At 52.4% G+C, this 23776-nt stretch carries 20 protein-coding genes and 2 pseudogenes; 13 read left to right on the forward strand and 9 right to left on the reverse strand.

From position 1 onward, the window contains the following. Nucleotides 1-854 precede the first annotated feature (854 nt). Complete coding sequence (locus PCAR_RS05345) at nt 855-1832, forward strand: tRNA-dihydrouridine synthase family protein (RefSeq protein ID WP_011340626.1); 978 nt, start codon at nt 855-857, stop codon at nt 1830-1832. A gap of 7 nt (nt 1833-1839) precedes the next feature. Next, nucleotides 1840-2076 (forward strand): DUF3820 family protein, encoded by a 237-nt coding sequence (locus PCAR_RS05350; RefSeq protein WP_011340627.1) that lies wholly within the window; start codon nt 1840-1842, stop codon nt 2074-2076. A 3-nt stretch (nt 2077-2079) separates the two neighbouring features. On the opposite strand, the gene PCAR_RS05355 is transcribed toward PCAR_RS05350, so the two are convergent. Beyond that, entirely contained in the window at nt 2080-3072 is a 993-nt protein-coding gene (locus tag PCAR_RS05355) for an ABC transporter ATP-binding protein (protein ID WP_011340628.1), read from the reverse strand. Next, nucleotides 3069-4025, reverse strand: a complete 957-nt coding sequence (locus PCAR_RS05360; RefSeq protein WP_011340629.1) for an ABC transporter ATP-binding protein — start codon at nt 4023-4025, stop codon at nt 3069-3071. Before PCAR_RS05360 ends, PCAR_RS05355 begins: the two co-directional genes overlap by 4 nt. Nucleotides 4026-4202: 177 nt before the next feature. Between PCAR_RS05360 and PCAR_RS05365 the strand changes: the two genes are divergently transcribed. From PCAR_RS05365 to PCAR_RS05375, 3 genes are all read left to right on the forward strand, one after another. Next, on the forward strand, nt 4203-6482 hold the full coding sequence (locus PCAR_RS05365; RefSeq protein ID WP_011340630.1) for a Tex family protein: 2280 nt from the start codon (nt 4203-4205) through the stop codon (nt 6480-6482). Nucleotides 6483-6606: 124 nt separating this feature from the next. Then, nucleotides 6607-7482 (forward strand): PHP domain-containing protein, encoded by an 876-nt coding sequence (locus PCAR_RS05370; protein WP_011340631.1) that lies wholly within the window; start codon nt 6607-6609, stop codon nt 7480-7482. Then, nucleotides 7479-8030, forward strand: a complete 552-nt coding sequence (locus PCAR_RS05375) for a hypothetical protein (protein WP_011340632.1) — start codon at nt 7479-7481, stop codon at nt 8028-8030. Before PCAR_RS05370 ends, PCAR_RS05375 begins: the two co-directional genes overlap by 4 nt. Nucleotides 8031-8218: 188 nt before the next feature. Here PCAR_RS05375 and PCAR_RS17705 read toward each other — a convergent pair whose 3' ends face one another. Then, nucleotides 8219-9946, reverse strand: coding sequence for an ABC transporter substrate binding protein (locus PCAR_RS17705; protein WP_052643322.1), 1728 nt, complete (start codon nt 9944-9946; stop codon nt 8219-8221). Nucleotides 9947-10526: 580 nt separating this feature from the next. Here PCAR_RS17705 and PCAR_RS05385 point away from each other — a divergent pair. Further along, a complete protein-coding gene (locus PCAR_RS05385) occupies nt 10527-11186 on the forward strand; it encodes an ArsR/SmtB family transcription factor (RefSeq protein WP_011340635.1) in 660 nt (219 codons plus the stop codon). Nucleotides 11187-11434: 248 nt separating this feature from the next. On the opposite strand, the pseudogene PCAR_RS19210 reads toward PCAR_RS05385, so the two are convergent. Then, a pseudogene (locus PCAR_RS19210) lies at nt 11435-11602 on the reverse strand (hypothetical protein); the annotation flags it as partial. Nucleotides 11603-11909: 307 nt separating this feature from the next. On the opposite strand from PCAR_RS19210, the gene PCAR_RS05390 reads away from it, so the two are divergent. The 4 genes and pseudogenes from PCAR_RS05390 to PCAR_RS19125 form a co-directional block, all read left to right on the forward strand. Beyond that, nucleotides 11910-12389, forward strand: coding sequence for a complex I 24 kDa subunit family protein (locus PCAR_RS05390; protein WP_011340636.1), 480 nt, complete (start codon nt 11910-11912; stop codon nt 12387-12389). 15 nt (nt 12390-12404) lie between these two features. Further along, nucleotides 12405-14120 carry a (2Fe-2S) ferredoxin domain-containing protein gene (locus PCAR_RS05395; RefSeq protein WP_011340637.1) on the forward strand — a complete coding sequence of 572 codons (1716 nt, stop codon included), beginning with the start codon at nt 12405-12407 and terminating at the stop codon, nt 14118-14120. A 2-nt stretch (nt 14121-14122) separates the two neighbouring features. Further along, entirely contained in the window at nt 14123-14590 is a 468-nt protein-coding gene (locus tag PCAR_RS05400; protein WP_011340638.1) for a hypothetical protein, read from the forward strand. Nucleotides 14591-14835: 245 nt separating this feature from the next. Then, nucleotides 14836-15321: pseudogene (locus PCAR_RS19125) on the forward strand (2Fe-2S iron-sulfur cluster-binding protein); the annotation flags it as partial. Between the two features lie 51 nt (nt 15322-15372). Here the strand turns inward: PCAR_RS19125 and PCAR_RS18310 are convergent. Beyond that, complete coding sequence (locus PCAR_RS18310; RefSeq protein ID WP_011340639.1) at nt 15373-16356, reverse strand: IS481-like element ISPca3 family transposase; 984 nt, start codon at nt 16354-16356, stop codon at nt 15373-15375. 81 nt (nt 16357-16437) lie between these two features. Between PCAR_RS18310 and PCAR_RS19215 the strand changes: the two genes are divergently transcribed. From PCAR_RS19215 to PCAR_RS05425, 3 genes are all read left to right on the forward strand, one after another. Next, on the forward strand, nt 16438-16881 hold the full coding sequence (locus tag PCAR_RS19215; RefSeq protein WP_081425009.1) for a 4Fe-4S binding protein: 444 nt from the start codon (nt 16438-16440) through the stop codon (nt 16879-16881). Between the two features lie 918 nt (nt 16882-17799). Continuing rightward, complete coding sequence (locus PCAR_RS05420; RefSeq protein ID WP_011340641.1) at nt 17800-18675, forward strand: transporter; 876 nt, start codon at nt 17800-17802, stop codon at nt 18673-18675. A gap of 294 nt (nt 18676-18969) precedes the next feature. Beyond that, on the forward strand, nt 18970-19587 hold the full coding sequence (locus PCAR_RS05425; protein ID WP_011340642.1) for a LysE family transporter: 618 nt from the start codon (nt 18970-18972) through the stop codon (nt 19585-19587). Nucleotides 19588-19650: 63 nt separating this feature from the next. Here the strand turns inward: PCAR_RS05425 and PCAR_RS05430 are convergent, their stop codons facing one another. The 4 genes from PCAR_RS05430 to gnd form a co-directional block, all read right to left on the reverse strand. Further along, nucleotides 19651-20013, reverse strand: a complete 363-nt coding sequence (locus tag PCAR_RS05430; RefSeq protein WP_011340643.1) for a Lin0512 family protein — start codon at nt 20011-20013, stop codon at nt 19651-19653. Nucleotides 20014-20024: 11 nt separating this feature from the next. Then, nucleotides 20025-20723 (reverse strand): 6-phosphogluconolactonase, encoded by a 699-nt coding sequence (pgl, locus tag PCAR_RS05435; RefSeq protein WP_011340644.1) that lies wholly within the window; start codon nt 20721-20723, stop codon nt 20025-20027. Between the two features lie 96 nt (nt 20724-20819). Then, nucleotides 20820-22319 (reverse strand): glucose-6-phosphate dehydrogenase, encoded by a 1500-nt coding sequence (gene zwf, locus PCAR_RS05440; protein ID WP_011340645.1) that lies wholly within the window; start codon nt 22317-22319, stop codon nt 20820-20822. Further along, a complete protein-coding gene (gene gnd / locus PCAR_RS05445; protein WP_011340646.1) occupies nt 22312-23754 on the reverse strand; it encodes a decarboxylating NADP(+)-dependent phosphogluconate dehydrogenase in 1443 nt (480 codons plus the stop codon). The genes zwf and gnd overlap by 8 nt, the downstream gene beginning before the upstream one ends. Between the last annotated feature and the right edge of the window lie 22 nt (nt 23755-23776).

Below are 23776 nucleotides of genomic sequence, written 5' to 3' on the forward strand. Positions count from 1 at the left end.
AGTGTTTATATCTCAGAGATGTCCTGGCGGATAAAATTTAAAGTTTTGTAAGTCTCTTTAGATAAATGACAATTGGTTGTTGTTGGTAAAATAAACGTACTACTTAGCGGCGCTGTTTTTTGTCTGAAACAACTGCATAAGTATGAGGGTGGAGCGGATAAGAGTAGCCAAGATGTTCCATTTTTCAGATGAAAGTTTTTCAAATAATTTCACTTCTTCACCTGTGGGAAGTCCTTAAACAGCGTTCTGTTGATTTCTGTCATTGACATTAGCAAGCGATGTGCCGATTGATAAAAATTTTTTTCGACGCAAGTCATTTCAATCAAAAAAATCGCGTAAACGCTTGTCTGAAAATAGAATTTTAAAAATTTAAAATTGTTTAAGAAAGGTCTTTTTAAATAGGTGCGCTCTGGTCGCATGTTCGCCTTGTCCCAGTGTGGGAGGCCCGTCCCACTCCGGGACGGATGCCCCAGGTCAATAACCGTTCCTTGTTTCTGCGGGACTTCCAACGCAGGCGCGTGCTGTTTGGATTCAATCGGATTGGAGGGGTGGCTTGTTTTGAACCAGGAATGCTCGGGGGCGGGGTGGTGCTATAACGAGTGGCGATTTTGAAGTGAAAATGTCGGACGGATTTTATGGAAATATCATCGACGGTTTTTTCGGGATCTCTTTTTTGCAGGAGTGAAAGGCGTAACCGATGATAAGCGAAACGGAAAAGGGGCTGGCGGTGCCAGTCCGTTTTCCGTTATTCTGTCTTTTTCGGGCCGCTGTCAGCTAGTTTTCATCCTGAGTTTCCGGATGCACACCAGCTAGCGTCCCTTTACGATTTTGTTTTCTTCCACTGAGAGTTTTTTATGCTTGATCCCGACATAAGCTCACCTGCAAGGCGGTTGCCCTGGCCCGAGGGGCAAAAGCCGCTGATGCTGGCCCCCATGCAGGGTTTGACCAATATGGCGTTGCGGGCGGTGTTGGCCGGTTTGGGCCATCCCGACGTGTTGTTCACCGAATTCGTGCGGGTGGCTCCCGGGCGCATGCCGGTTTTTCCCGGGCGGCAGTGGAGTGCAGATTGTTGTGAAATGTTGCCCTTGGTTGTGCAACTCATCGGGCACGATGACCGGTCGCTGGCCATTGCTGCTCAGTCCGCTCAACAGGCCGGCGCCCGGCATATCAATCTGAACCTCGGTTGTCCTCACGGGCGTATGACCAGTGCGGCGGTAGGGGGGAATCTGCTGGCGCAACCGGAACGTATCGCACCGATGCTGGCTGGCTTACGCAAGGTGGTCAGCGGTTCCTTCTCCGTCAAACTGCGGGCCGGGTACGAGGATCCCACCCAGATTTTTTCGTTATTGCCCATGCTGGAGGATGCCGGCGTCGATTTTTTCATCCTGCATCCCCGCACGGTGTTGCAGGGTTATGACGGGCAGGCCGACCACGCTATTACGGCGGCGGTGGCCAAGCGCACCTGTCTGCCGCTTATCGCCAACGGCGATATCCGTAAACCGGCCGACGGATGTCGGCTGCTGGAGCAAACAGACATTGCCGGATTGATGTTGGGGCGTGGTGCCATTGCCGATCCCTTGTTGTTTGAGCGGTTGCGGCGCAGAGCACCCGCCAGGCCGAACCGGCGGCAGCGTGCCGTTTTGTTGCGTCGGTATTTGACAGAGGTGGCGGACCGATATGCTGAACGGTTTTGCGGTGACACCCAGGTGCTGGGCAAGCTCCGTGAGATTCTCAAGCTGATCGATGACCCCGCTTTTGTACAGCTTATCGATAAACTTAAAAAATGCCGCAAGTTGTCGTTGTTTAACGCCTTGCTTGCGGAGCTGGAGTAGAGCCCTCATGGAACCTGTAGTCTTCGATTCTTCAAAACTGCTGGAACTGATCGAAATGCGCATGCCGTTCGGCAAGTACAAAGGTTGTCGCCTTATCGATCTGCCCGAACCGTATGTGGTGTGGTTTGCCGGTCAGGGGTTCCCTCCGGGTAAGCTGGGGCGCATGCTGCAGGCGGTGCATGAGATCAAGGTCAACGGCCTTGAATACCTTTTCGAGCCGTTGCGCCAGATGCCGTCGGATTAGCTCTCAACGCGCAATACGATAACGTCCGACCTGGTCGCTGAAATGGCATGCGGCCAGGTGGCCGCCGCCCTGGTCGGTCAGCTCGGGAGCCTGCTGGCGGCATTTTTCCTGGGCGTAGGGGCAGCGCGGGTGAAAGTGGCAACCGGCCGGTGGGTGGAGCGGAGAAGGGATTTCTCCGGCCAGGGGGCGTTTCTGCCGGCGAACATGCGGGTCGGGGACAGGCACCGCATTGAGCAAGGCTTCGCTGTACGGGTGCCGTGGGGCCTTGTAGAGTTCCTCGGCGGGGGTCAGTTCCACGATGCGGCCAAGATACATGACGGCGACGCGATCGCTGATATGTTCGATGACCGACAGGTCGTGGGCGATAAACAGATAGGTCAGCTCGAATTGTTGCTGAATGTCCTGCAGCAGATTGACCACCTGCGCCTGGATGGACAGGTCGAGAGCCGAGACCGGCTCGTCGGCCACAATCAATCGAGGCTTCAACGCCAGGGCCCGGGCGATGCCGATACGCTGACGTTGCCCACCGGAGAATTCATGGGGGTACCGATCGAGGTGCGCTGCCGAGAGCCCTACGGTATCAAGTAGACGCTCAACCTCCTGGCGCAGTGCCCGGCCTTTGGCCAGTCCGTGGATTTTCAGGGGCTCGCCGATAATATCAAGGACCTGCATACGGGGATTGAGGGAAGAGTAGGGGTCCTGAAAAATCATCTGCAGATCCCGTCTTCGGGTGCGCATCTGCCCTGTCTTGAGGCTCAGCAGGTCCTCGCCGTCGAAATAGACCTCGCCGCTGTCCGGTTCCAGCAACCGCAGTACGGTTTTGCCGGTAGTCGATTTGCCGCAGCCCGACTCGCCTACCAACCCTAAAGTTTCTCCGGCCCGCAGATTAAAGGATATCCCGTCGACAGCCTTGAGAGTCAGGTGTCCTGCAGCCAGGGGGCCGGCCGGTACCCGGAATGTTTTGCGCAGGTTCTTGACCTCGAGCAGGTGGGTCATGCATCCCTCCAGCAGCGTACATAGTGACCGGGAGTCACTTCCGTCATGGGGGGAAGCTTGCCCGTTTCCGGTGCGAAAGGCGCCGGACAGTTATCCAGGTAGGTTCCCGCAGCCGGTGTTTGAGGTGTCGTCGCGTCCTGATTCACAGCCAGGCGATGTTGCTTCTGGCCGATTTTCGGCAGGCAGGCCAGCAGGCTGCGGGTATATGGATGGCGCGGATCGTCGAAAATGTCGGTTACTCCGGCGTATTCCATGATCAGACCGTCGTGCATGATAGCGACCTTGTCGGCTGTTTCCGCAACCACTCCGAGATCATGCGTGATCAGTAGCATGGCCATCTGGTGGCGGGTTTTCAAATCATCGAGCAGTTGCATGATCTGCGCCTGGATCGTTACATCCAGCGCGGTGGTCGGTTCGTCCGCAATCAGCAGCTGGGGGCGACAGGCCAGGGCCATGGCGATGACCACCCTCTGGCGCATGCCGCCGGACAGTTGATGCGGGTATTCCCGGCAACGGCGTTCTGGCGAGGAAATGCCGACCTGGGCGAGCAAGGCGACGGCCTGTTTTAAGGCCTGCTTTCGTTTGAGTCCCTGATGAACGCGTAACACCTCGGCAATTTGTTCGCCCACGCAAAAAACCGGGTTAAGTGCCGTCATCGGCTCCTGAAAGACCATGGCGATTTTGTTGCCGCGCATGCGGCGCATTTCCGTTTCGGGCAACAGGCGCAGATCCTCGCCCCGGAACAGGATCTCTCCTTCCACAACGCGTCCCGGGGGCGGGACAAGGCGCAGCATGGACAGGGCCGTGACCGATTTTCCGCAACCCGACTCACCTACCAATGCCAGGGTTTCGCCCGCGTGGAGGGTGAAGTCGATGCCACGCACAGCTTTGGTCAGAGCGGTTTGGGTGAAGAAGTAGGTGCGCAGATTACGAACTTCGAGAAGGGGGGGCATGTACGCTCCTTTGCGGCAAGTTGCAGTCAGCCAATTTATCTGGAAAGCGCCCCCTCGTCAAGGGACCTGCGCACTCCGGCGTCGTTGATATGTGTTTCCCCCGGACTACGCGCTTTTCCTGCAGCGGCGGGCATGTTAGAATCCGCCCCCGTACAGACTATACACTGGAGGATTTTAATGGCACTGAACCCACAACAGGATAGCCGGGTACTCGGCTACCTGATCGAAGAGACCGGACTGCAGACCAGCCAGGTCGTCAACACTATCGCTCTGCTGCGCGAAGGCGCAACGGTGCCTTTTATCGCCCGGTATCGTAAAGAGCGTACCGGCGAGTTGGATGAAGTCCAGATTCGCACCCTGGAAGAGCGCCTGACTTATTTTACCGAACTTGAAGAACGTAAAGTCACGGTTCTGGCCTCTATCGAGGAACAAGGCAAGCTGGTGCCGGAACTGGCTGCCCGCATCGAAGCGACCCGCCAGAAAAATGAACTTGAGGATTTGTACCTGCCGTACAAACCCAAGCGTCGCACCCGGGCCATGATCGCTCGGGAACGGGGGCTGGAGCCGCTGGCCGATCTCATTGCCGCTCAGCAGCTTACCAGCGGTACACTGGAACAGGCTGCGGCCGCTTTTGTCGATGCCCAGGGCGAAGTCCCCGATGCCGCTGCGGCGTTGCAGGGCGCGACCGATATCCTGGCGGAAAGACTCAGCGAGGATGCCGATATGCGTGCCGTGGTACGGCGACTGACCTGGGAGCAGGGTGTGTTCAGTTCCCAGGTGGCCCCCGATTTTGCTGGCAAGGTCAGCAAGTTCGAGATGTACTACGATTATCAGGAACCGCTGCGCGAGGTGCCTTCCCACCGTATGCTGGCCATGCGCCGGGGGGAAAAAGAGGATGTGCTGCGCTTGTCGATTGTCGCCCCGGAAGAGGAGTTGTTGCAACGTCTTGCAAACCGTCTTCTGCTGGGCGAGAGTATTTTCCGGCCCTTGCTGGAAGATGTTGCCATCGATGCTTACCGCCGCCTTATCGCTCCTTCCATTGAAGTGGAGTTGCGATTGGAGGCCAAAAAGCGGGCCGACGAGGCTGCTATCGGGGTGTTTGCCGACAATCTGCGCAACCTGCTGTTGCTGCCGCCGGCCGGCAGCCGCCGGGTACTGGGCGTTGACCCCGGCCTGCGCACCGGCTCTAAGTTGGCGGCGGTTGATGGCACCGGTCGCTATCTCGAGGACGCCACCATCTATCCCCATACCGGCAAAAGCCAGATCGAGCCTGCCCGCGCGCAGCTTTTGCGTTTGATTCAGACCCATGGCATCGAAATGGTCGCCATCGGCAACGGGACGGCGGGGCGCGAGATGGACCTGTTCGTACGCGAAACTCTCCGCGACGCCGGCGTGCAGCTGCCGGTGGTGATGGTCAACGAGGCGGGAGCCAGCGTCTATTCCGCATCCGATATCGCCCGGGAGGAGTTTCCCGATCTGGATCTGACGGTGCGCGGCGCCATCTCCATCGCCCGCCGTCTGCAGGACCCTCTGGCGGAACTGGTCAAAATCGATCCCAAGAGCATCGGGGTCGGCCAATATCAGCATGACGTCAATCAGCCGGCGCTTAAAAAAGCCCTCGACGATACGGTGGAGAGCTGCGTTAACTTCGTTGGCGTCGATCTCAATACCGCCTCCTGGGCCTTGCTGTCTTATGTGTCGGGTATCGGCGCGTCCCTGGCCAAGGCCATGGTGCGGTATCGCGAAAGCCAGGGCGTTTTCGGCTCGCGCAAGGGCCTGCTGAACACCCCCCGTTTCGGTGCCAAAACCTATGAGCAGGCGGCCGGCTTTTTACGTATTCGCGGTTCGGAAAATCCCCTCGACAATACCGCCGTTCATCCCGAAAACTACCCAACGGTGGAGACCATGGCCTCCGATATGGGGCTGTCGGTGGCGGAACTGGTGGCCGCGCCCGATAAGGTTGCCGGTGTGCAGCTTGAACGCTATGTGACGGAAACCGTCGGTTTGCCGACCTTGCGTGACATCGTCGAGGAGCTTAAGAAGCCCGGCCGCGATCCCCGGCGTCAGTTCGAGACCGTTTCGTTTCGCGACGATGTGCGTGAAATCAGCGATCTGAAGGAAGGCATGATTCTGTCCGGGACGGTGACCAATGTGGCTGCTTTCGGCGCGTTCGTCGATATCGGTGTGCATCAGGACGGGCTGGTGCATGTCAGTCACCTGGCGCATCGCTTTGTCAAGGATCCTGGCGAGGTGGTGCGGGTCGGCGATATCGTCAAGGTCAAGGTGCTATCCGTCGACGCGGCCCGTAAACGCATCGGTTTGTCCATCAAAGAGGCGCAGCCCGAACCGGATTCGGCGCAGCGGCCGCGCAAAAGCCCCGGGAAAAAAAGCAAGAAAGCTTCCCTGGCGGATACTTCAGGTTGGGAAAAAGCCGGTTTTCGGGTGAAGCGCAAGTGATTTGCGGCATGTGACGTAAAAACCCTCGTTACGGAAGCAGGGCAGGTTTTCAATGGCTCTGCTTCCTGTGGACATATCGGTTCCGGGGATAACCGCAGGTACGACAGGCGACAGGAGATAAGGGATGGAGAAATTTGTCGATTTGCATTTGCATAGCCACTGTTCGGATGGGCTATATGCACCGACCGAGGTCATTCGGCGGGCGGCGGAAGCCGGACTGGCCGCCGCCGCCCTGGCCGATCACGACAATGTCGACGGGGTCGAGGAGGCCATGCAGACCGGCCGCACTTACGGTATCGAAGTGCTGTCCTCCGTAGAACTGTCGGTCATCTGGGAATCCTATCGCGATATTCACCTGCTCGGTTACGGCATAGATCATCGGCATCCCGGGTTAACGGCCGCCCTGAAGGAGTTTCGCGACTTTCGCGCCGGGCGCAATGAACGTATCGTCGAGCGAATCAACGGGAAACTGGCCGAAGAAGGGCGCGCGCCTATCTGTTTTGCCGAAGTGCAGAAGCATGCCGAAGGCACCCTGGGACGTCCGCATATCGCCAGGGTCCTCATCGACCACGGTTACGCACGTAATCACGAAGAAGCGTTTGCCCGCTATCTGGTTCCGTGCAATGTCGCTAAACGTTACTTTCCCATGGATGAAGCCATTGCTCTTATTCATGACGCCGGCGGCATCACCTCATTGGCTCATCCCCCCTATATTACCGACGACCGTCAGCAGTTGCGCCATTTGTTCGATGTGTTCACCGACATGGGACTTGACGGCATCGAGGCCTACAACAATCGCTCTACCAATGCCGATATCGACTGGTACATAACCGAAGCCAGACGGCGCGAACTTATTGTCACCGGTGGTTCCGATTATCATGGGGTGGAAGGCTCCGACATCGTGATCGGAGGGGGGCGCGGCAATCTGCGCATTCCTTACGATTGTGTCGAGGATATTCGGCGGGCGTTGGCCCGACGTGCCGGCAAGGAGAGGGTATGACAACCGAGAAGAAGCCGGTTTTTATCGATTTTGAAGCCTCCAGCCTGTCCGGGTTTTCTTATCCTATCGAAGTGGCCTGGGGCAGCAGTGTGGAGGATATCCGCAGTTGCCTGATTTCCCCCTCCCAGTGCCACGATTGTATCGATTGGGATGACGATTCCGAGTTGCTGCATGGCCTGTCGCGGCGTCAGCTTCTCGAACAAGGAGTGCCCATGGACAGGGTCTGCGACCTGCTGAACGACGCCCTGCTGGGTCGGCAGGTCTTTTCCGATGCCAACGTCTACGATAATTTATGGCTGGAGAAACTGTTTTATGCCGCCGGCAAGGGGCAGCCGGGATTCCGCATCCGACATATTGACGAATTGCTGTGCGAACGCCTCGCGCCCTTGATGGTGCGTCGGCAGGAATTGATAGAGGCTCTCGAAGAATTGCGTCGGGCGGCTCGAAGCAAGATCGCGCGTCAGCATCGGGCCGGTTGGGATGTGCGCTTTCTTATCGAGCTGTGGGATATGGTTTGTCGGCGCTGGCCGGTAACGGATGGTGACTGAACATGGCAGACAGACGAACATGGCGGGCCGGGAACTGGGGGATAGTTTCCGGCCCGTGGTCGTTTTGAACCCCTGATCGTCGATTGTCGAGCCTTTTTGCTGGAGATAAATAACTATCGTCGTTACGGAAGGGGGGGGCTGGTTCAGCGCAGATTCCGCCTCGTGGATAAAACCGAAATCACATAAAGTCAATCCCAAGCCGTTGGCGTAACGATCCGACTTTCCTCGACCTTGTCGTCCGGCTTCCGAAGGCGATTTTCTATGCGGTTTCGCCCCAGATCCTTGGCCTGATACAGCAGCTTGTCCGCGCGTTTTAACAGCATTTCAACCGACTCGCCCGCGTATTGCACCAGGCCACCGCTTATGGTGATTCGAAAGTTCTCCCGATCCCATCGACAGGACTGGATACTTTTCCGGATGCCCTCAGCGATCAGTTGGCCTTTTTCGAGATCGGTATCCGGAAGAATGACCAGGAATTCCTCTCCTCCATACCGACCGACCAGATCCGTTCCCCGCAGGCAGGACCTGAAAATGGCGCTGGCCTTTTCCAGCACCGTGTCGCCAAAATCGTGGCCGAAGGTGTCGTTGATCCATTTGAAGTTATCCAGATCCAGAAGAAGGGTCGATAAGTTGCCACTTTGACATTCAGCGGTTTCAATTTTGCCGGCAAGCTGTTTCAACAGATAGCCGCGATTGTAAAGACCGGTGAGGTCATCGGTTATGGCAATCCGCCGCAAAACCTGGTTGGTTTCCTTAAGGCAAGCGGTTTTTTCTTCCACTAGCCTGTCGAGAGCGAAATTCATCTCCACCAGTCTGTCTCGCTCGCGCTTTTGGCTGAATAACCGCCAGCAGCAATAAGCAAGCAGCACGATGGCCAGCAAGCCGCATATTTGTAAAATGCGGTGGTGTCTTTCGTAAAACCCTGGGGGACTGTTTATGATACGTGCATTCTCCGGTAAGCGGCGGGGATCGAGATGGAAAGCCCGCAACCGGTTGTCGTCGAACATGGCATACGTGCCCGATCCGGTGACGACAGGTATGTTTTGCGGATTTTCCCCATTCAGAGTGCGCAGTGCCAGTTGGGCGGCAATCTCCCCCTGTTCGAAACCCGAAGTGATCACGCCGCCAACGATGCCCTTTCCCAGATAAAAATCCCACGGGCCGTAAATCGGTACCTTGGACGCCTCTACCAGCAAGGCGATGCCCTCCGAATAGGAAATAAAATGATTGTTCCGGTCGCGATTGAAGGTCAGCAGGCAGACCATGTCGTCGGGCCCCAGAGCCGCGATCAAAGAGGCTGCTTCTTCCAGGGTGAAGTCCCGCAAAAATTCGATTTGAACACGATGGCGATACTGCGCAACGAATTCGGTCATGACCTTTTTCATGGCATTCCCGGTCGTGGTTTTGTCAAGAATCACCACGATCCGTTTGCGTTCGGGATGAAGTCGCAGCATCAAATCGAGGTTAGCGGCAATATCCGTTTCTTCGGTGACGCCCGTCACGAAAGGCAGGTTTTCCATAAGATCGGGCTGGAAATGATTGATACCGCAAAAAACTATCGGGGGATGCCCATTCAGTAACCGGTAAACCTTCTTGATGAAAGCCAAAGCGTTATTGTCCGCGATAATCACTGCCTTGAATTGAATGTTTTTAATTTTGGCAGCAAAAAGTTCTGTCAGTTTTTTGTCATAGTCGTTCCCTGTATTTCTTTTCGTATCGAGATACTCATAATAAAGCTCGTAGGTCTTGTCCAGCGGCTTGAAAACGGACTGAATACCGGCCGTTATGCTGTCGGTCCACTCCAGTCCCTGGTGATAGGAGTGCAAAACCAGGATTTTTTCCTTACGGGCTGCTTCCGTGTTCCATGGCAGAGCGAACAGAACGGCAAGGATTATAAAAAACCTGACTATTCCCATTTGGTTTGCTAAAGGCATCTTGCTAAACTCAGTTTTTTTGAAAAAAGACCGTCATTCAGGAGGTTTATACGGTTTGTTCTCCTGCCTGCGAAAAATTACATCTGCAATGATAAAAACATCTCCGTGGGAGACCATTCTCTATCCATGATCTCTTTGCAATTACTGCACCAGTAAAAACGGTTCCGGTTTTCCCGGACACTGGTTTTGGATGAAGTTTCTGTGTCCGGCGTATAAAATAGAGGCATTTCCCAGTTAAGAATATAGGCAGAGTTTGGATTCCCTCCTTTAGCATGTCTGTTCTCGCAGGGAGCTTACGCAAAGGGCATGCATAAAGAAAAACGTCCCCTGACGCGGGTTAGCGGCCGCAATGCTGTACAATTCACAGAGTTTTCTGTATAATATGAAAGTTAACTAGTCTATAGCTGCCAAAGATGTGATAAGTTGTCTATAATGGCTGTGATCGAGTTTGTCGCCGGTCGCACTCATATCATTGGCAATGACGGTCTTTTTTGTTTGGCCGGAACTCGCTTGTTTTGCTTTGAGGCATGCGGCCAGAGACCGTCGATGGAGGTCTAAAGTATTGATTCCGGATTCACGAACATTAAAAAAAAGCATCTACGGGCATTTAGCCCGGGTTGGGAAAGCCTTATCCAGCCCGGGGCGTCTTCACATCATTGACCTTTTATGCGAAGGCCCCAAAACTGTTGAGCACTTAGCCGAGGAAACGGGTATGAAATTCGCCAATACCTCTCGGCATCTGCAAACGTTGCTTGAAGCCAGGCTTGTTGAGTTTGAAAAAAGAGGGTTATATTCCTATTACCAAATATCCGATCCATTGGTCATGAGCATGTTTCACTCCATGCAGGAACTGGGTGAGAATCTGATCAAAGATATTAAAGAGCTTGTTGAAGATATTTATGGAAAAAACAGCAAAATAGAACATGTTGATTGCAAAGATCTGGTCAAACGTATGCAAAGAGGGAAAGTTACCCTGATCGATGTAAGACCTAAAGAAGAATATGAAACAGACCATATAGTCGGTGCCAGTTCCATACCATTGGAAGAGTTGGAAGAGCATTTGGCTTCCTTGTCTCCTGACCAGGAAATCATTGCTTACTGTAGAGGACGATATTGTTTGTTGTCTGTAGAGGCCGTATCCATACTGAAAGCTAAGGGATACCACGCTGTTCGTCTTGATGAGAAATGTATGGATTTATGTGAAATAAATGAAGCAGGGTAACTCCTGCCTTGGAAATCTGTTGATCTCATACCCTCTAACAAGGATAAATAATTACTCATATTAAGCTACATCGTGAGTGCTTATAATTGAAGCTGTTATTGATGTAAATCAATAACAGCTTTTTCTTTTCTAATGGAAAATTGGTCCACTTTTTCATTATGAAAAATCTATCTTGATGGTTGCTTTGGACCTTGCCTAGAGTTAGTTCTTGTCAATCTTGCGGCTTTCTCGCATTCGCTGGGCCGATGCTATAGCTGATTTGGGCGAACAATTTTCCAGCGACATCTGCACAAAAAAACCTCGTAATCCTTTCTCCGGACATCCAACTTCTTCTGGGTATCGTCAACTGACAAAGGTCTATGGAGATCTAAACACCCATCTTTCAGATATCCATTAAACGACTCAATCCCTCCGTTATCTTTATTTTTTTCTTGAGTGGGTGAATCCGCCGCAACTCACTAACGCTGAAATTTCGTACTCCTTTTTCGATTCTGGAAGGTGGCTCCGTATTCCCCTTCCTGCAACAGATGTCCTTAACCTTTGTTCAGGTATCTGCCAGCCCAGGGTTGGTGGGGCTGTAACCTTTTTCCGTATACACCACTTTATTACTTGACTATTCAATTGAACAATTGTATCAATATGCGACCATTCAATTGAACAGTCGAACGAAAATAGTTGTAGCCCACACAGGGAACCCGAACCTTTTTAACCTGGAGGCGGAAAATGCAGGCAGTGTTGGAGTTTACCAAGGAACAGATCGACGAAGTTGATGGATTAATTGACAGGTATGGAGCACATCCCAGCGGACTTATTCCGTTGCTGGAAAAGGTCCAGGAATTGTTAGGTTATTTGCCGTTAAGCATCCAAGAGTACATTTCTGAGAAAACTCATATTTCTCCCAACAGGATTTACGGCGTAGTAACCTTTTACTCGTTTTTCACCATGGAGGCGAGGGCCAGGCACAGGGTTCAACTCTGTCTGGGCACGGCATGCTACGTCAAAGGCGCTGATGCCATGGTGGAAAAAATCGAGAACGATTACCAGATCAATTTTGGTGAAAGCACCGAAGACGGCCGCTTTACGTTTGAAAAAGCACGATGTGTCGGCGCATGCGGCTTAGCTCCCGTAGTGATTATTGATGGGGAGGTTTTCGGCAAGGTGACCGTTGATAGTCTGGATGGAATCTTGGAACAGTTTGCATAAGAGTGGGAGAGAAGAATGAACACCATTAAAGATATAGATCTCATTCGTCAGAAAGCGCAGCAGGACGACGCGGACCAGACATGTATCTATGTACACATGGGTACATGCGGGATAGCTTCCGGGGCCATGAGTGTTTTGGGGGCAATAAAAAATAAAATAAAGGAAGATGGTGCGGCCAAAGACGTCAAGGTCGTTACGACCGGCTGTGCCGGTATTTGTTCGCAGGAACCTCTTATCACAGTGAAGATTCCTGGGGCGGAGCCTGTTATTTACAAACAGATGGATGAACAAAAGGTTCTACGTGTTTATGAAAGCCATGTAAAAGGTGATTCTGCTGTAGTGGAGTATGCCCTTGCAAGAGGCATGGAATACCAGATTAAAGAGAGGAAAGCGAGCGCGGGGCACATTCCCGGGGAAAAAGTAATGACCGCCGAAATTCCGGGTATCGAAGAACTCCCATTCTTTGCCCTGCAGGAATTAAGGGTCATGCGGAACAGGGGGCTTATCGACCCGGCTAAAATCAAAGATTATATCGGAAGAGACGGATACCAGGGTGCTATCAAAGCTCTTACGGAAATGTCTTCCGAAGAAGTAATCAATGAGGCTATAGGCTCCGGACTTCGCGGCAGAGGTGGGGCAGGGTTCCCGATCGGCCTCAAATGGAAATTTGCTGCCGCAGAAAAAAATGACATCAAATACATTCTCTGTAATGCGGATGAAGGCGATCCGGGCGCATTCATGGATCGGAATGTTATGGAGAGCGATCCTCATAGCATTATCGAAGGCCTGATCATCGGGGCAAAAGCGATTGGCGCCCATCAGGGTTACATCTATTGTCGAGCCGAATACCCGCTGGCCATCGAGACTCTGAATAAAGCCATAAACCAGGCAAGAGCTTTGGATCTCCTGGGCGAGAATATTTTAGGGACGGGATTTTCTTTTGACATCAGCGTCTATGAAGGGGCTGGTGCTTTTGTTTGTGGCGAAGAAACGGCTTTGATGCGTTCCATTGAAGGAAAACGTGGGAACCCGAGACCTAAGCCGCCATTCCCGGCAAAAGCGGGCCTTTTTGAAAAACCGACGGTTCTGAATAACGTGGAAACCCTGTCCAATATTCCGCAGATAATCGTCAAGGGGGCTGACTGGTACAAAGAGATCGGAACGGAAAAAAGTCCCGGCACAAAGATCTTCTCCATCACCGGAGATATCGAAAATGTAGGTTGTGTGGAAGTCCCCATCGGAACGACCGTGGATACGATCGTGAATCAGATCGGTATTGTGAGCCCGGATAAAAACTTAAAAGCCGTGCAATTGGGCGGTCCCTCGGGGGGTTGTATTCCTAAAGACTACATGCATGTCGCCGTTGATTATGAAACCCTCCAGGAGTACGGCGCTATCATGGGGTCTGGCGGCCTGATCGCAATGAGCGATGATAAATCCGGGGTCGATATCGCCAAATTTTTCATCGATTTCTGCCAGGATGAAGCGTGCGGGAAATGCCTTCCCGGCCGCGAGGGAACAAAACAAATGCTTCAGATTCTCGAGAAAATCGACAGCGGCGAGGGCTCGCCGGATGACATCGAAACGCTGAAAGTTTTGTGCGGGGTTATCAGGAAGACAGCGCTCTGCGCGTTATGCAAAACCGCAGTGAATCCGGTTTTGAGCACCTTGAGATATTTCCCCGAAGAATACCAAGAAGCGGTGAAAACAAAAGTTGAAATGGGAGGGTAAAAATGATTTTTACCGAAACTCTGACATACGACGATATCAAAAAGAACCTTACTAAAGATGATGTGATTGCCATCATCGGCTGCTCTTCCTGCGCCAGAATGTCAGGCACGGGCGGCGAAAAGCAGATGAAGGACCTGGCCATGCAATTGCGCGGCGAAGGCTTCAATGTGAAAGAAGGTTTTTCAATCAATACGGTTTGTACACCGAAAGTTCTCCAAGCCAAGTTGGATCCAAAGGTTAATACCGTTATTACTTTGTCCTGTTCAGCCGGAACTTCAAATGCAACACAAATTTTTGCAGAATATAAAGTAGTAAGTGGCTGCTCTGATGTAGGTCTCATGACCGCCAATAAAAATGAAGGAACTGTTAAGGTAGCCATGCCCTATGACAACTACAAGGAAACAAAAGGTAATACCTATAAAATGTTTACCGGAGAGTTGGTGAACAAAGATGGGGAGGTTGAAAAATGATTATATCCCTTCGTAATCTAAGTTATTCGGATCTTAAACAGAAACTGTCTACTGAAGATAAGATTGTATTATACAGTTGTAATGCTTGCGTAAAAGCATGCGGTATCGGCGGGTTGGAGATGTTGAACCGTCTCGAGTCAGCTTTAAAAGCCGATGGTTTCAACGTTGTCGGAACAGATCTTATCAGCATCGGTTGCACCGAGAGCCTGGTTGAGAAGAGAAAGATAGATGTAGCTAAAACGAGTATGTATGACGAGGCTACAGTCATTATCCCTCTGGTTTGTGAAGACGGATTTGAGGTAATTGATGAGCTTTTTGAAGATAAAAAAGTCATTTGTATCGCTAAAACCATCGGTATAGGGGATTTTACTCCAAATGGGGAGACTGTCCTGACGACTCCTTTCGAAAATACCGGACTCGAACCCAAGTCGGAGGGTTACCGGTTAAACGAAGTTGCCGAAAAACTTAACCTTTGTGCTGGTTTTTTTGATGATGATGAAGATAAGAACGAGCCGGAATGGGTCAATTTAACCATCAACGGCGAGCCAATTAAAGCTATAAAAAATCAGAACCTTATGACTGTTTGTAAGGAAAATGGCATTGATGTACCCCATCTGTGCTGTCATGAAGATTTGGATAAGTACGGCTCCTGTCGCCTGTGTCTTGTCAAGATTGATGGATTCAGAGATATGCCTGCTTCTTGCTGCGTTGAAGTTACGGACGGTATGAATATTGTCACCAGTGATGAAGAACTGGAACATTGTAGAAAAATCATGCTCGAATTAGCCATATCTGTCAGGTCCCGCATGATTCCTGACCTGTTTACGGAAAAGTTTTGGTTTCTTTTTTTGCCAATCCTTCAGAGCTTGTATGGGAGTTTTATGCCCCAACGCTCGCTGAGGAATATGCTGGTTGTATAGATAACCATAACGTAACAATGTCTGCTCCAAATTTTCGGCGGAATCGAACCGGGTTGTTGCCAAAACCTCGCTGATGCGACCGTTGAATCGCTCAACCATCCCGTTGGTCTGAGGGTGGCGTGGAGGAATAAGCCGATGTTCAATACCATGCTGAACGCAGGTTTTGTCGAATACATGATTCCCTGTTGGCTTTCTCTCTCCAGCAGTGGAAAATCGATCCGTGAATGCCTTGTCGTTGTCGGTGAGCAATTTTTTGATCACAAATGGCGCTTTGGCTACCAGGCGATTCAAAAAGCCCTTTGCGGCTTGGGCGGATTTGCTCTTGCACACTTCCAGGTAAACCCAGCGGGTAGCACGGTCGATGCCTACAAACAGGTAACGCCGAGAGGTTTCGTCCGGCATCTGTGGCAAATATTTGATATCGACATGAACGAACCCCGGATCGTAGTTTTTAAATGTTTTGGGCTTGTTGTTGGCCGTTTCCTCTTTCGGGATCAGGTCCGCCAATCGGGATACCCCATGTCGTCGCAAACAACGGTCAAGTCCCGCACGAGAGACGTCAGCATTGACAAATTCCCGAGTGACGACCAGGAGATCATCGAGAGACAACAACAAAGAGCGACGCAACTCGATGACAACAGCTTCCTGGGCTTCGGTCATCGTTGTATTCAGTCGGTGTGCCGTATGAGACCGATCGTGAACATCGTCACGTTTGCGCCAGCGACGTACCGTGTCAATGGATATGCCCAGTTCTTTAGCTAAAGCCTTGTGCGATTTTTCCGACTCTTGGATATATCGTCGGATTTTCGGGGTCGTTGTGGCATTAGCGTGTAACCGTATCGTCATGTCAGACTCCTTTAGATTTCACCGCAGAGAATATCAAAAAGCATATCCCGAGCTAAGAATAACGGGAAGCTTTTTCTGCTAATGGAATCATCCGGGACCCAACACATATCTTCCGGCCCTCATAATTGCCTTACCTGTACAAAAGGACTTCCCACGCCTTTCGCTGCCTGTGAATTGCAGGCCTTGACAAGGAAGTACGGTATTACTGAAAGTCGGTTTGAACAGACTACGGTAAGGAAACCGGAGGATGATTCCAGTGCCGTAATTTATCACGATCCCAATAAATGCATCCTGTGCGGTAGATGTGTCCGGGCCTGTGAAGAAATTGCGGGGCTCTCCAATCTGGGATTTGTGAACCGGGGAGAGAAAACCATGGTTGTTGCCGGGTTGAACAAGGAACTCGATCAGAGTGCCTGTGTCACTTGTATGGCATGTACCAGCGTTTGTCCTACCGGTGCCTTGAGTGAAAAAGTCGTGCATTTCTCAGGAGAAAACTGGGATTCCGTACGAGTTTTGCCGGCTTAAAAAGAGAGGTCTCCCCGGTTTTTGAATTGTGTGCGGTAATTTTATGTAGCCCATAGTTCGAAAATCGGGGCCGCCTTCTGAGGCCACGCTTGCCGAAATGGCAAGCAAGGAAACATGCTTGGGGGTCCTTGCAGATAAGGTGTCGGAAATTCAAGCATTATTTTCGCTCTGTGCCATACAGATGTTTGTATAGGTTTTTGTAGGGCGTGGTCTGCAAGGGCGACTCCACGTTAAAAGACGAACAAAAATTCAAGAAAAAATATTAGGGCTTTCCAGAAATGTCCTTCGTGTGAAATTTGACGATACGTATGCCCTCGCAAAATTTTTAAACAATGCCCTAGGGGATTACAGGGCATGACATAAATTGGGTTTCAAAGGTTTTCCCTGGCGGTCTGGCATGTTGGAATGGGGTCTTTCCTCCCTGGCAAAAAATAGCATTGGCGCCTTGTAAAAGGTAATAGACATAAAAGTTTTTCCTTCCTCTCCAAAAAATAGAAAAACGATAACCATTTACAGGTGCCAGGCCGCAATTTTTATTTTTGAAATGATGATTAGAATGATTCAGTTTTTGATAAATCCCAAGCATTATATTTGTGGATAATTTGTTTTGATTCATTCCCGACGTTTGATGTGAGTGTAATTGAACATTCTTGTCAGCCGATGGTTGTTGTACTAAGTGATATCGGGGAGAAACTTATCGTCTTGAAGCCTGTTATGAAAAGAAACGTTTAACTCAGGTGCTATGAATATTAAGTAGCTCGATACTTTCTTGTAAATATTCATAGTTAAGAACATGTTTCTTTAAGAGAGTCTGTCCAGGCGAAGGGAGGTAATCTAGGACAGAATAGGTGTACTCTGTTCCGCATGATTAAGCTTCATTAGGCGTAAGTATTTTTGAATCAGTTATTAGGAGGCATTATGTTGGCAACAAGAAATAAAGCTTTTTTTCTGGTTTTGGTTGCGACATTTTTACTTGTCGGCGGATTTGGCAAAGTAACTCAGTCGTCTGCAGCTGAAGCTGTTATCCCTTACAGTACGATAGGTTCAAACGAGTACCAGTTCCCGATGGATTTCGATAAGCCCATCAATCTTCTTCTGTCCTACAACGTCTGGCAAAATACCACGGATAATTTCGGGCCTGACGGTGAGGATATGAGTATCCTGGTCTCCGCAAATAAGTTCGCGCGTCTTTTTAAAATCGATGGTCTCGAGAATGTTGGATTTTTGTGGGAAGTGGTTCTCGGTTATGCCGGAATCGGGGTTGAAAACGGAAACAATATAAACGGCATGATCGATCCCCAAACCGGTATTGTTGCGTGGATCAAGCCCACAGAGAATTGGACCACCGCTCTTGAATACTGGCTGCATGTTCCCTTGGGGTCCAGCGAACTTTCGGATGGAGCCGTTTCGCATACTTTTGCATGGCTGAACGGCCATAAATGGGGAAAATTCTGCCTCGACTGGGACCTTGGATACAAGGTTCGCGGTGATCAGCGTAAAGGCGGTGCGAGGGCTGAACAGGGGAGCTCGTTTTTTGGGAACGCGGTTCTTACCTATAATCACAACGCCTGGTTCGGACCTTTCCTGCATGTCGATTATGAGGCGGCGGGCCACGGAAAAGATAAAGACACCGGAGCAACTGTCGCTTCTTACGATCGGTTGCAGCTCGGTATCGGTAACACCACAAAGATCACGGATCGCCTGGTATTCGCCTACTGGTACAGCAGGGGGATTGCCGGAAGAAATGTTGCCCGTGGCAATGCTGTTTACGGCCGATTCATCTGGAGTTTCTAGAGTTTCTAAGTAACGTCACGTTTCATCAGTGTTGCAGCAAACCTCCCTCGGCTTTTTCGGGGGAGGTTTGCTTATGGGATATCGATCTTCCAGGACAAGTCCTTATTACTGCCGGGTAGGCCAGTGCGTAGTTAAGAAGTCAGCGGTATCTCATTACCATTAATTTTCCTGATCCTCTCCCTGTGCCTAAGTGGTCCAACCCTTGGCGAGCGCATCTTGATTATATGCCAGGCCGACTCTCTCTTTGGTTAGTATGATCCAAGTATTTGCAATCTATATTAATAGGATGTGCCAATGTTTCTTAGTGAATTGATTACAGTTCTGGTTGTCGGTTGGTTCGTAGTGGTTACTCCCGGACCCAATATGGCGATAGTTATTAAAAACAGCATTTTTCATTCTCGATCTCATGGGGTCTTTACTGCAGTCGGTCTCCTACTGGGAAACATTGTCCATATCTCATATTGTCTTGCTGGGATTGGATTACTAATAAGTCAGTCAATGTTTGCCTTTAATTTAATAAAATGGCTAGGTGCGGGCTACCTTGTTTATCTCGGTATCAGGGCCTTGAAATCGAATAAACAGGAAATAGTTGAAAGAATTGATATAGCATCAAGGGCCAATTATTGGGTATCTATGCGATCAGGGTTTTTCACAGACTTACTCAATCCCAAAGCCACACTGTTTTACCTTGCCCTTTTCACCCAAATCATAAGGCCGGATACTCCTGCCTGGGCCCGGGTTACATACGGCATATCCATTGCTTTTCTGGAGTTCCTTTGCTTCGTGGTACTTTCAATGATTATTGGGCATAGTCTGGTTGTGAAACGTTTTGAAAAAATTAGTCATTTGATTGAACGTTTTACTGGGCTGGTATTGGTTGGTTTGGGTATTCGTGTTGCGTTTTCTGATTAAAAATTGAATCCTTCCTCGTTTCGTAGCCCCCTTTAGGTCATAAAAAATACAAAGGCCCCGGCTTCACTCAATATTCACAGAAACCGTCAGAGAAGCGATCGCAACGAGGATGTTGTCTCCGTTTCCCAGGGCCGGTACTTCGACCCCCCGGGTAAGAAGCCCCCCTTCGACGACTTCAAGCTCTTTGGTGCCGAAGGGGATTTCCGCAAGGACTTTTTCAGCTACGATATCCTGGGGCTTCGGGCAGCCTATTTTTACCGCCACATGCATCTCTTCGGGATCGCTGATGCCGACAATGTCGAACAGACCGCACAGGCAACTGCGCGAAATGGCATCCTTTACAGCCCTTTTGGCTGCTTTTGTCGGATCGGTTCCGTGCAGATCCGCTCCATATCCAAGTTCAACAACATATCTTTTGTAAGGCATGGCTTCCTCCTTTAATGTTCAGTGTCGATGTCGGCGTCGGCGTCCAGAAGGACCGTGAGATTTTCCCGAGGACTTATCCGGTTTACGGGGAGCGTCTTTCCCGCCTGCCAGTTTTTCACGGCAGGCCGTTTCTCTTTACCGGTCACCAGTACCAGTATCTGCCGAGACTGGTTCAGGGCCTTGGCACTAAGACTCACTCTTTGCGCAGGCGGTTTGGGTGCCCCGGTTACGGGGATAACGAGTTTTTCGCGTTGCTGAGGGTGCCCGGGGAACAGGCTGGCCGTATGCCCGTCTTCCCCCAAGCCGAGGAGAACCAGGTCGAAGGGCAGGGCGGCGGCAACCACGGGATCGTAAAGGCGCGCGCCTTCGGTCGGCCCCAGTTCTGCCGGGATCACATGAATCTGCTGCCGTCTCATTCTCACATGATCAAGCCAGGCTGTGGCGGCCATGCTGCTGTTGCGATCGGTATGGCCGGGGGGCAGACAGCGCTCATCGCCGAAATAAATCTGCCAGCGCGACCAGTCCGCATCGGCATTGCGCAGCAACCGGTAGGTGGCTTGCGGTGTGCGCCCTCCGGCCAGCACCAGGCGAAAAACGCCCTGTCGGTCAATGGCTTCGGAAGCCGCCGCCAATATCCGGTCCGCCGCGTTGCGGGCCACGGCAGCGGCATCGGCCAGGCGATGCCAGGTTGTGGTGTGTTTGTTTGTCATTTCAGGTCTGCGATTAAGGTTTTTCAGCTGCGTCGCAAGGGACAATCCCGGCAGGAAAAAGGCTTTTACCAATCACCGGTCACCAATCACCCGTTTTTACGATTTTCCCATCCCGCACCCGCAAGGCTCCAGCGTATTGCGCCAGAACCGGCAGGGCTCTTCAAATAAGGCATCGGCAGCGGCCGGTCCCCAGGAGCCGGCAGGGTAGAGATGCAGATCGTTTTCCGGTTTTTCCCACGCCTGCAGGACAGGGTCGACGATGCGCCAGGCCTGTTGAACTTCTTCATAACTCAAAAACAGCGAGCGGTCACCGTTTATAATATCCAGCAACAGATCTTCGTAGGCATCGTTGACGGTTTCGTCAGCCCGGCGAAAACTGGCGTCGAGACTGGTCTGACGGGTGTCCAGGGCTTCGCCCGGGGCCTTGACGGTCATTTCCAGGCGCATGCATTCGTGGGGCTGGATGCCGATCAGAAGCCAGTTGGAGGCTTCGCAATGGACATGGCTGGCACGGAAAAACTGCTGGGGCGGTTTTTTGAAACAGATGGCCACCAGGGCTTGTTTTTCCGCCATCCGCTTGCCGGTACGCAGCAAAAAGGGCACACCGGCCCAGCGCCAGTTGTCGATATGCAGCTTGAGAGCGGCAAACGTCTCCGTGCGACTGTCGGCGGCGACATTTTGTTCGCAGCGGTAATCGACGACGCTCTGTCCCTGTACGGTACCCGCGGCATACTGGCCGCGTACCGCACACTCATTCACCCGGTCGGCGGGAATCGGGCGGATCGATTTGAGGACCTTGAGCTTTTCGGCGTGCAGGGCATCGGCTGCCATGGAAATGGGCGATTCCATGGCGACAAAGGTGAGCAGCTGCAGCAAATGGCTCTGCACCATATCGCGCAGGGCACCTGAGTTCTCGTAAGTCGCCCCGCGCTTGCCTATGCCTTGCGGCTCGGCATGAATAATCTGGATATGGTCGATGGTGTTGCGGTTCCAGAGCGGTTCCATCAACGCATTGCCGAAACGGAAGACCAGGATGTTGCGCACCGTTTCCTTGCCGAGGTAATGATCGATGCGAAAGATCTGCTCTTCGTGCAGGTGCCGGGCGAGCTGCGATTGCAGCTGGCCGGCGCTTTGCAGATCCTTGCCGAAGGGTTTTTCGATGACCACGCGCCGCCAGCCTTTGGTCTCCTCCAGCAGTCCGACTTGATCCAGTTTTTCGATGACACCGGCATAATCGGCTGGGCTCAACGCCATGTAAAAGGCGATATCGGTCGGATAAGCCTGCTTTTCCGACAGTTTTTGGTGCAGCAGTTCATAGAATTGCGCATCGTTGAGATCGCCGCGGATATAGTCGGTGCGGTCGGCAAACCGGGAAAAAACCTCTTCGCTGAGGCCGCCGCGCACGGAGCTTGCCAGGTCGGAGCGCGTCTCGGCCAACCAGGCCTCCCGGTCCTGATGGCGGCGCCCGCTGGCGAGGATGCGCGTATCCCGGTTGAGGCGGCCGGCAGCGTGCAGGTGGTAGAGAGCCGGCAGCAGTTTGTTGCGGGCCAGGTCGCCGGTGGCACCGAAAATTACAAAGGTACAGGCTTCAGTCATGTTGGTCCTTGGAAGGGGCGTTGTGAGAACTCCAGTCGGTGTGAAAGAACATGCCGCGCGGCCGGTCTGTCCGCTCATAGGTGTGGGCACCGAAGTAATCCCGCTGAGCCTGCAGCAGGTTGGCTGGCAACCGGGAACAGCGGTAACCGTCGAAGAAAGCCAGGGCGGATGACAATCCGGGTAAAGGGATGCCCAGCTTCACTCCCAGAATCACCGCCTGCCGCCAGCCGGTATCGGTTTTACGCAACTGACCGGTGAAAAAAGGCGCCAGCAGCAGGTTTTCCAGCCCGCCATCGTCTCTATAGGCTGCAGCGATATCGTTGAGAAAAACGCTGCGGATGATGCAGCCGCCACGCCAGATAAGGGCGATACCTTCAAAATCGAGATCCCAGTCAAAGGCCTTGGCGGCGTCTTTTAAGAGCATGAAGCCCTGGGCGTAAGAGATGATTTTTGCGGCGTACAAGGCATCGTGAACCGCCTGGATGGAGTGGTCGTCCGCCTTGCCCGCCGGTCGGGCATCCGTCGCCAGCCGATTCGAGGCCATCACCCGTTCCTCGCGGCGGGCCGACAGGTAGCGGGCGCATACGGCTTCGTTGATAGCGGTCAGGGGAGTGCCCAGTTTCAGGGCTTCGACACTTGTCCATCGGCCGGTGCCTTTCTGACCGGCGGTATCCAAAATGCTGTCGATGAGCGGCAAGCCCTCGGCATCGCGCACGCTCAGGATGCGCGCGGTGATTTCGATCAGGTAGGAGTTGAGCGGACCGTGGTTCCAGCGATCGAACAATGCGGCCAGTCGATCCGCAGGCATTTCCAGACCGAACCGCAGCAGCTGATAGGCCTCGCCGATCAACTGCAGGTCGCCATATTCGATGCCGTTGTGCACCATCTTGACGAAATGGCCGGCACCGTCCGGACCGATCCAGCGGCAGCACGGCTGGTCCCCGACTCTGGCGGCGATGGCTTCGAGGATCGGGCGGATGTGGGGCCAGGCCAAGGCGTTGCCGCCCGGCATCAGGGATGGCCCGCGCCGGGCGCCTTCCTCGCCGCCGGAAATGCCGCAGCCGACAAACAGCAGGTTCCGTTCAGCCAGTGCGGCTACCCGCCGGCGGGTGTCGTCGGGATGGGAATTGCCGCCGTCGATAACGATATCGCCGGCGTCCAGATAGGGGTGTAACAGTTCAAGGGTATCGTCGACCGCCTGGCCCGCCTTGACCATCAACAGGATCACGCGTGGTCGCGACAGCGAAGCCGCCAGGTCTGCCGGGGAATAGCAGCCGACGAGGGTGTTGTCAGCCTCCGGGCCGGCAAGGAATTCTTCGGTTCTGGCGGTGGTGCGGTTATAGACCGCCACCCGATAACCGTGGTCCTGAAGGTTCAGGGCAAGGTTCTGCCCCATGACAGCCAGGCCGACAAGGCCGATATCCGCTTTGTTCATGTGGGCATTCCCCTGCGCTGGC

This window comes from Syntrophotalea carbinolica DSM 2380, from assembly GCF_000012885.1.
In the GTDB taxonomy this organism is placed as follows: domain Bacteria; phylum Desulfobacterota; class Desulfuromonadia; order Desulfuromonadales; family Syntrophotaleaceae; genus Syntrophotalea; species Syntrophotalea carbinolica.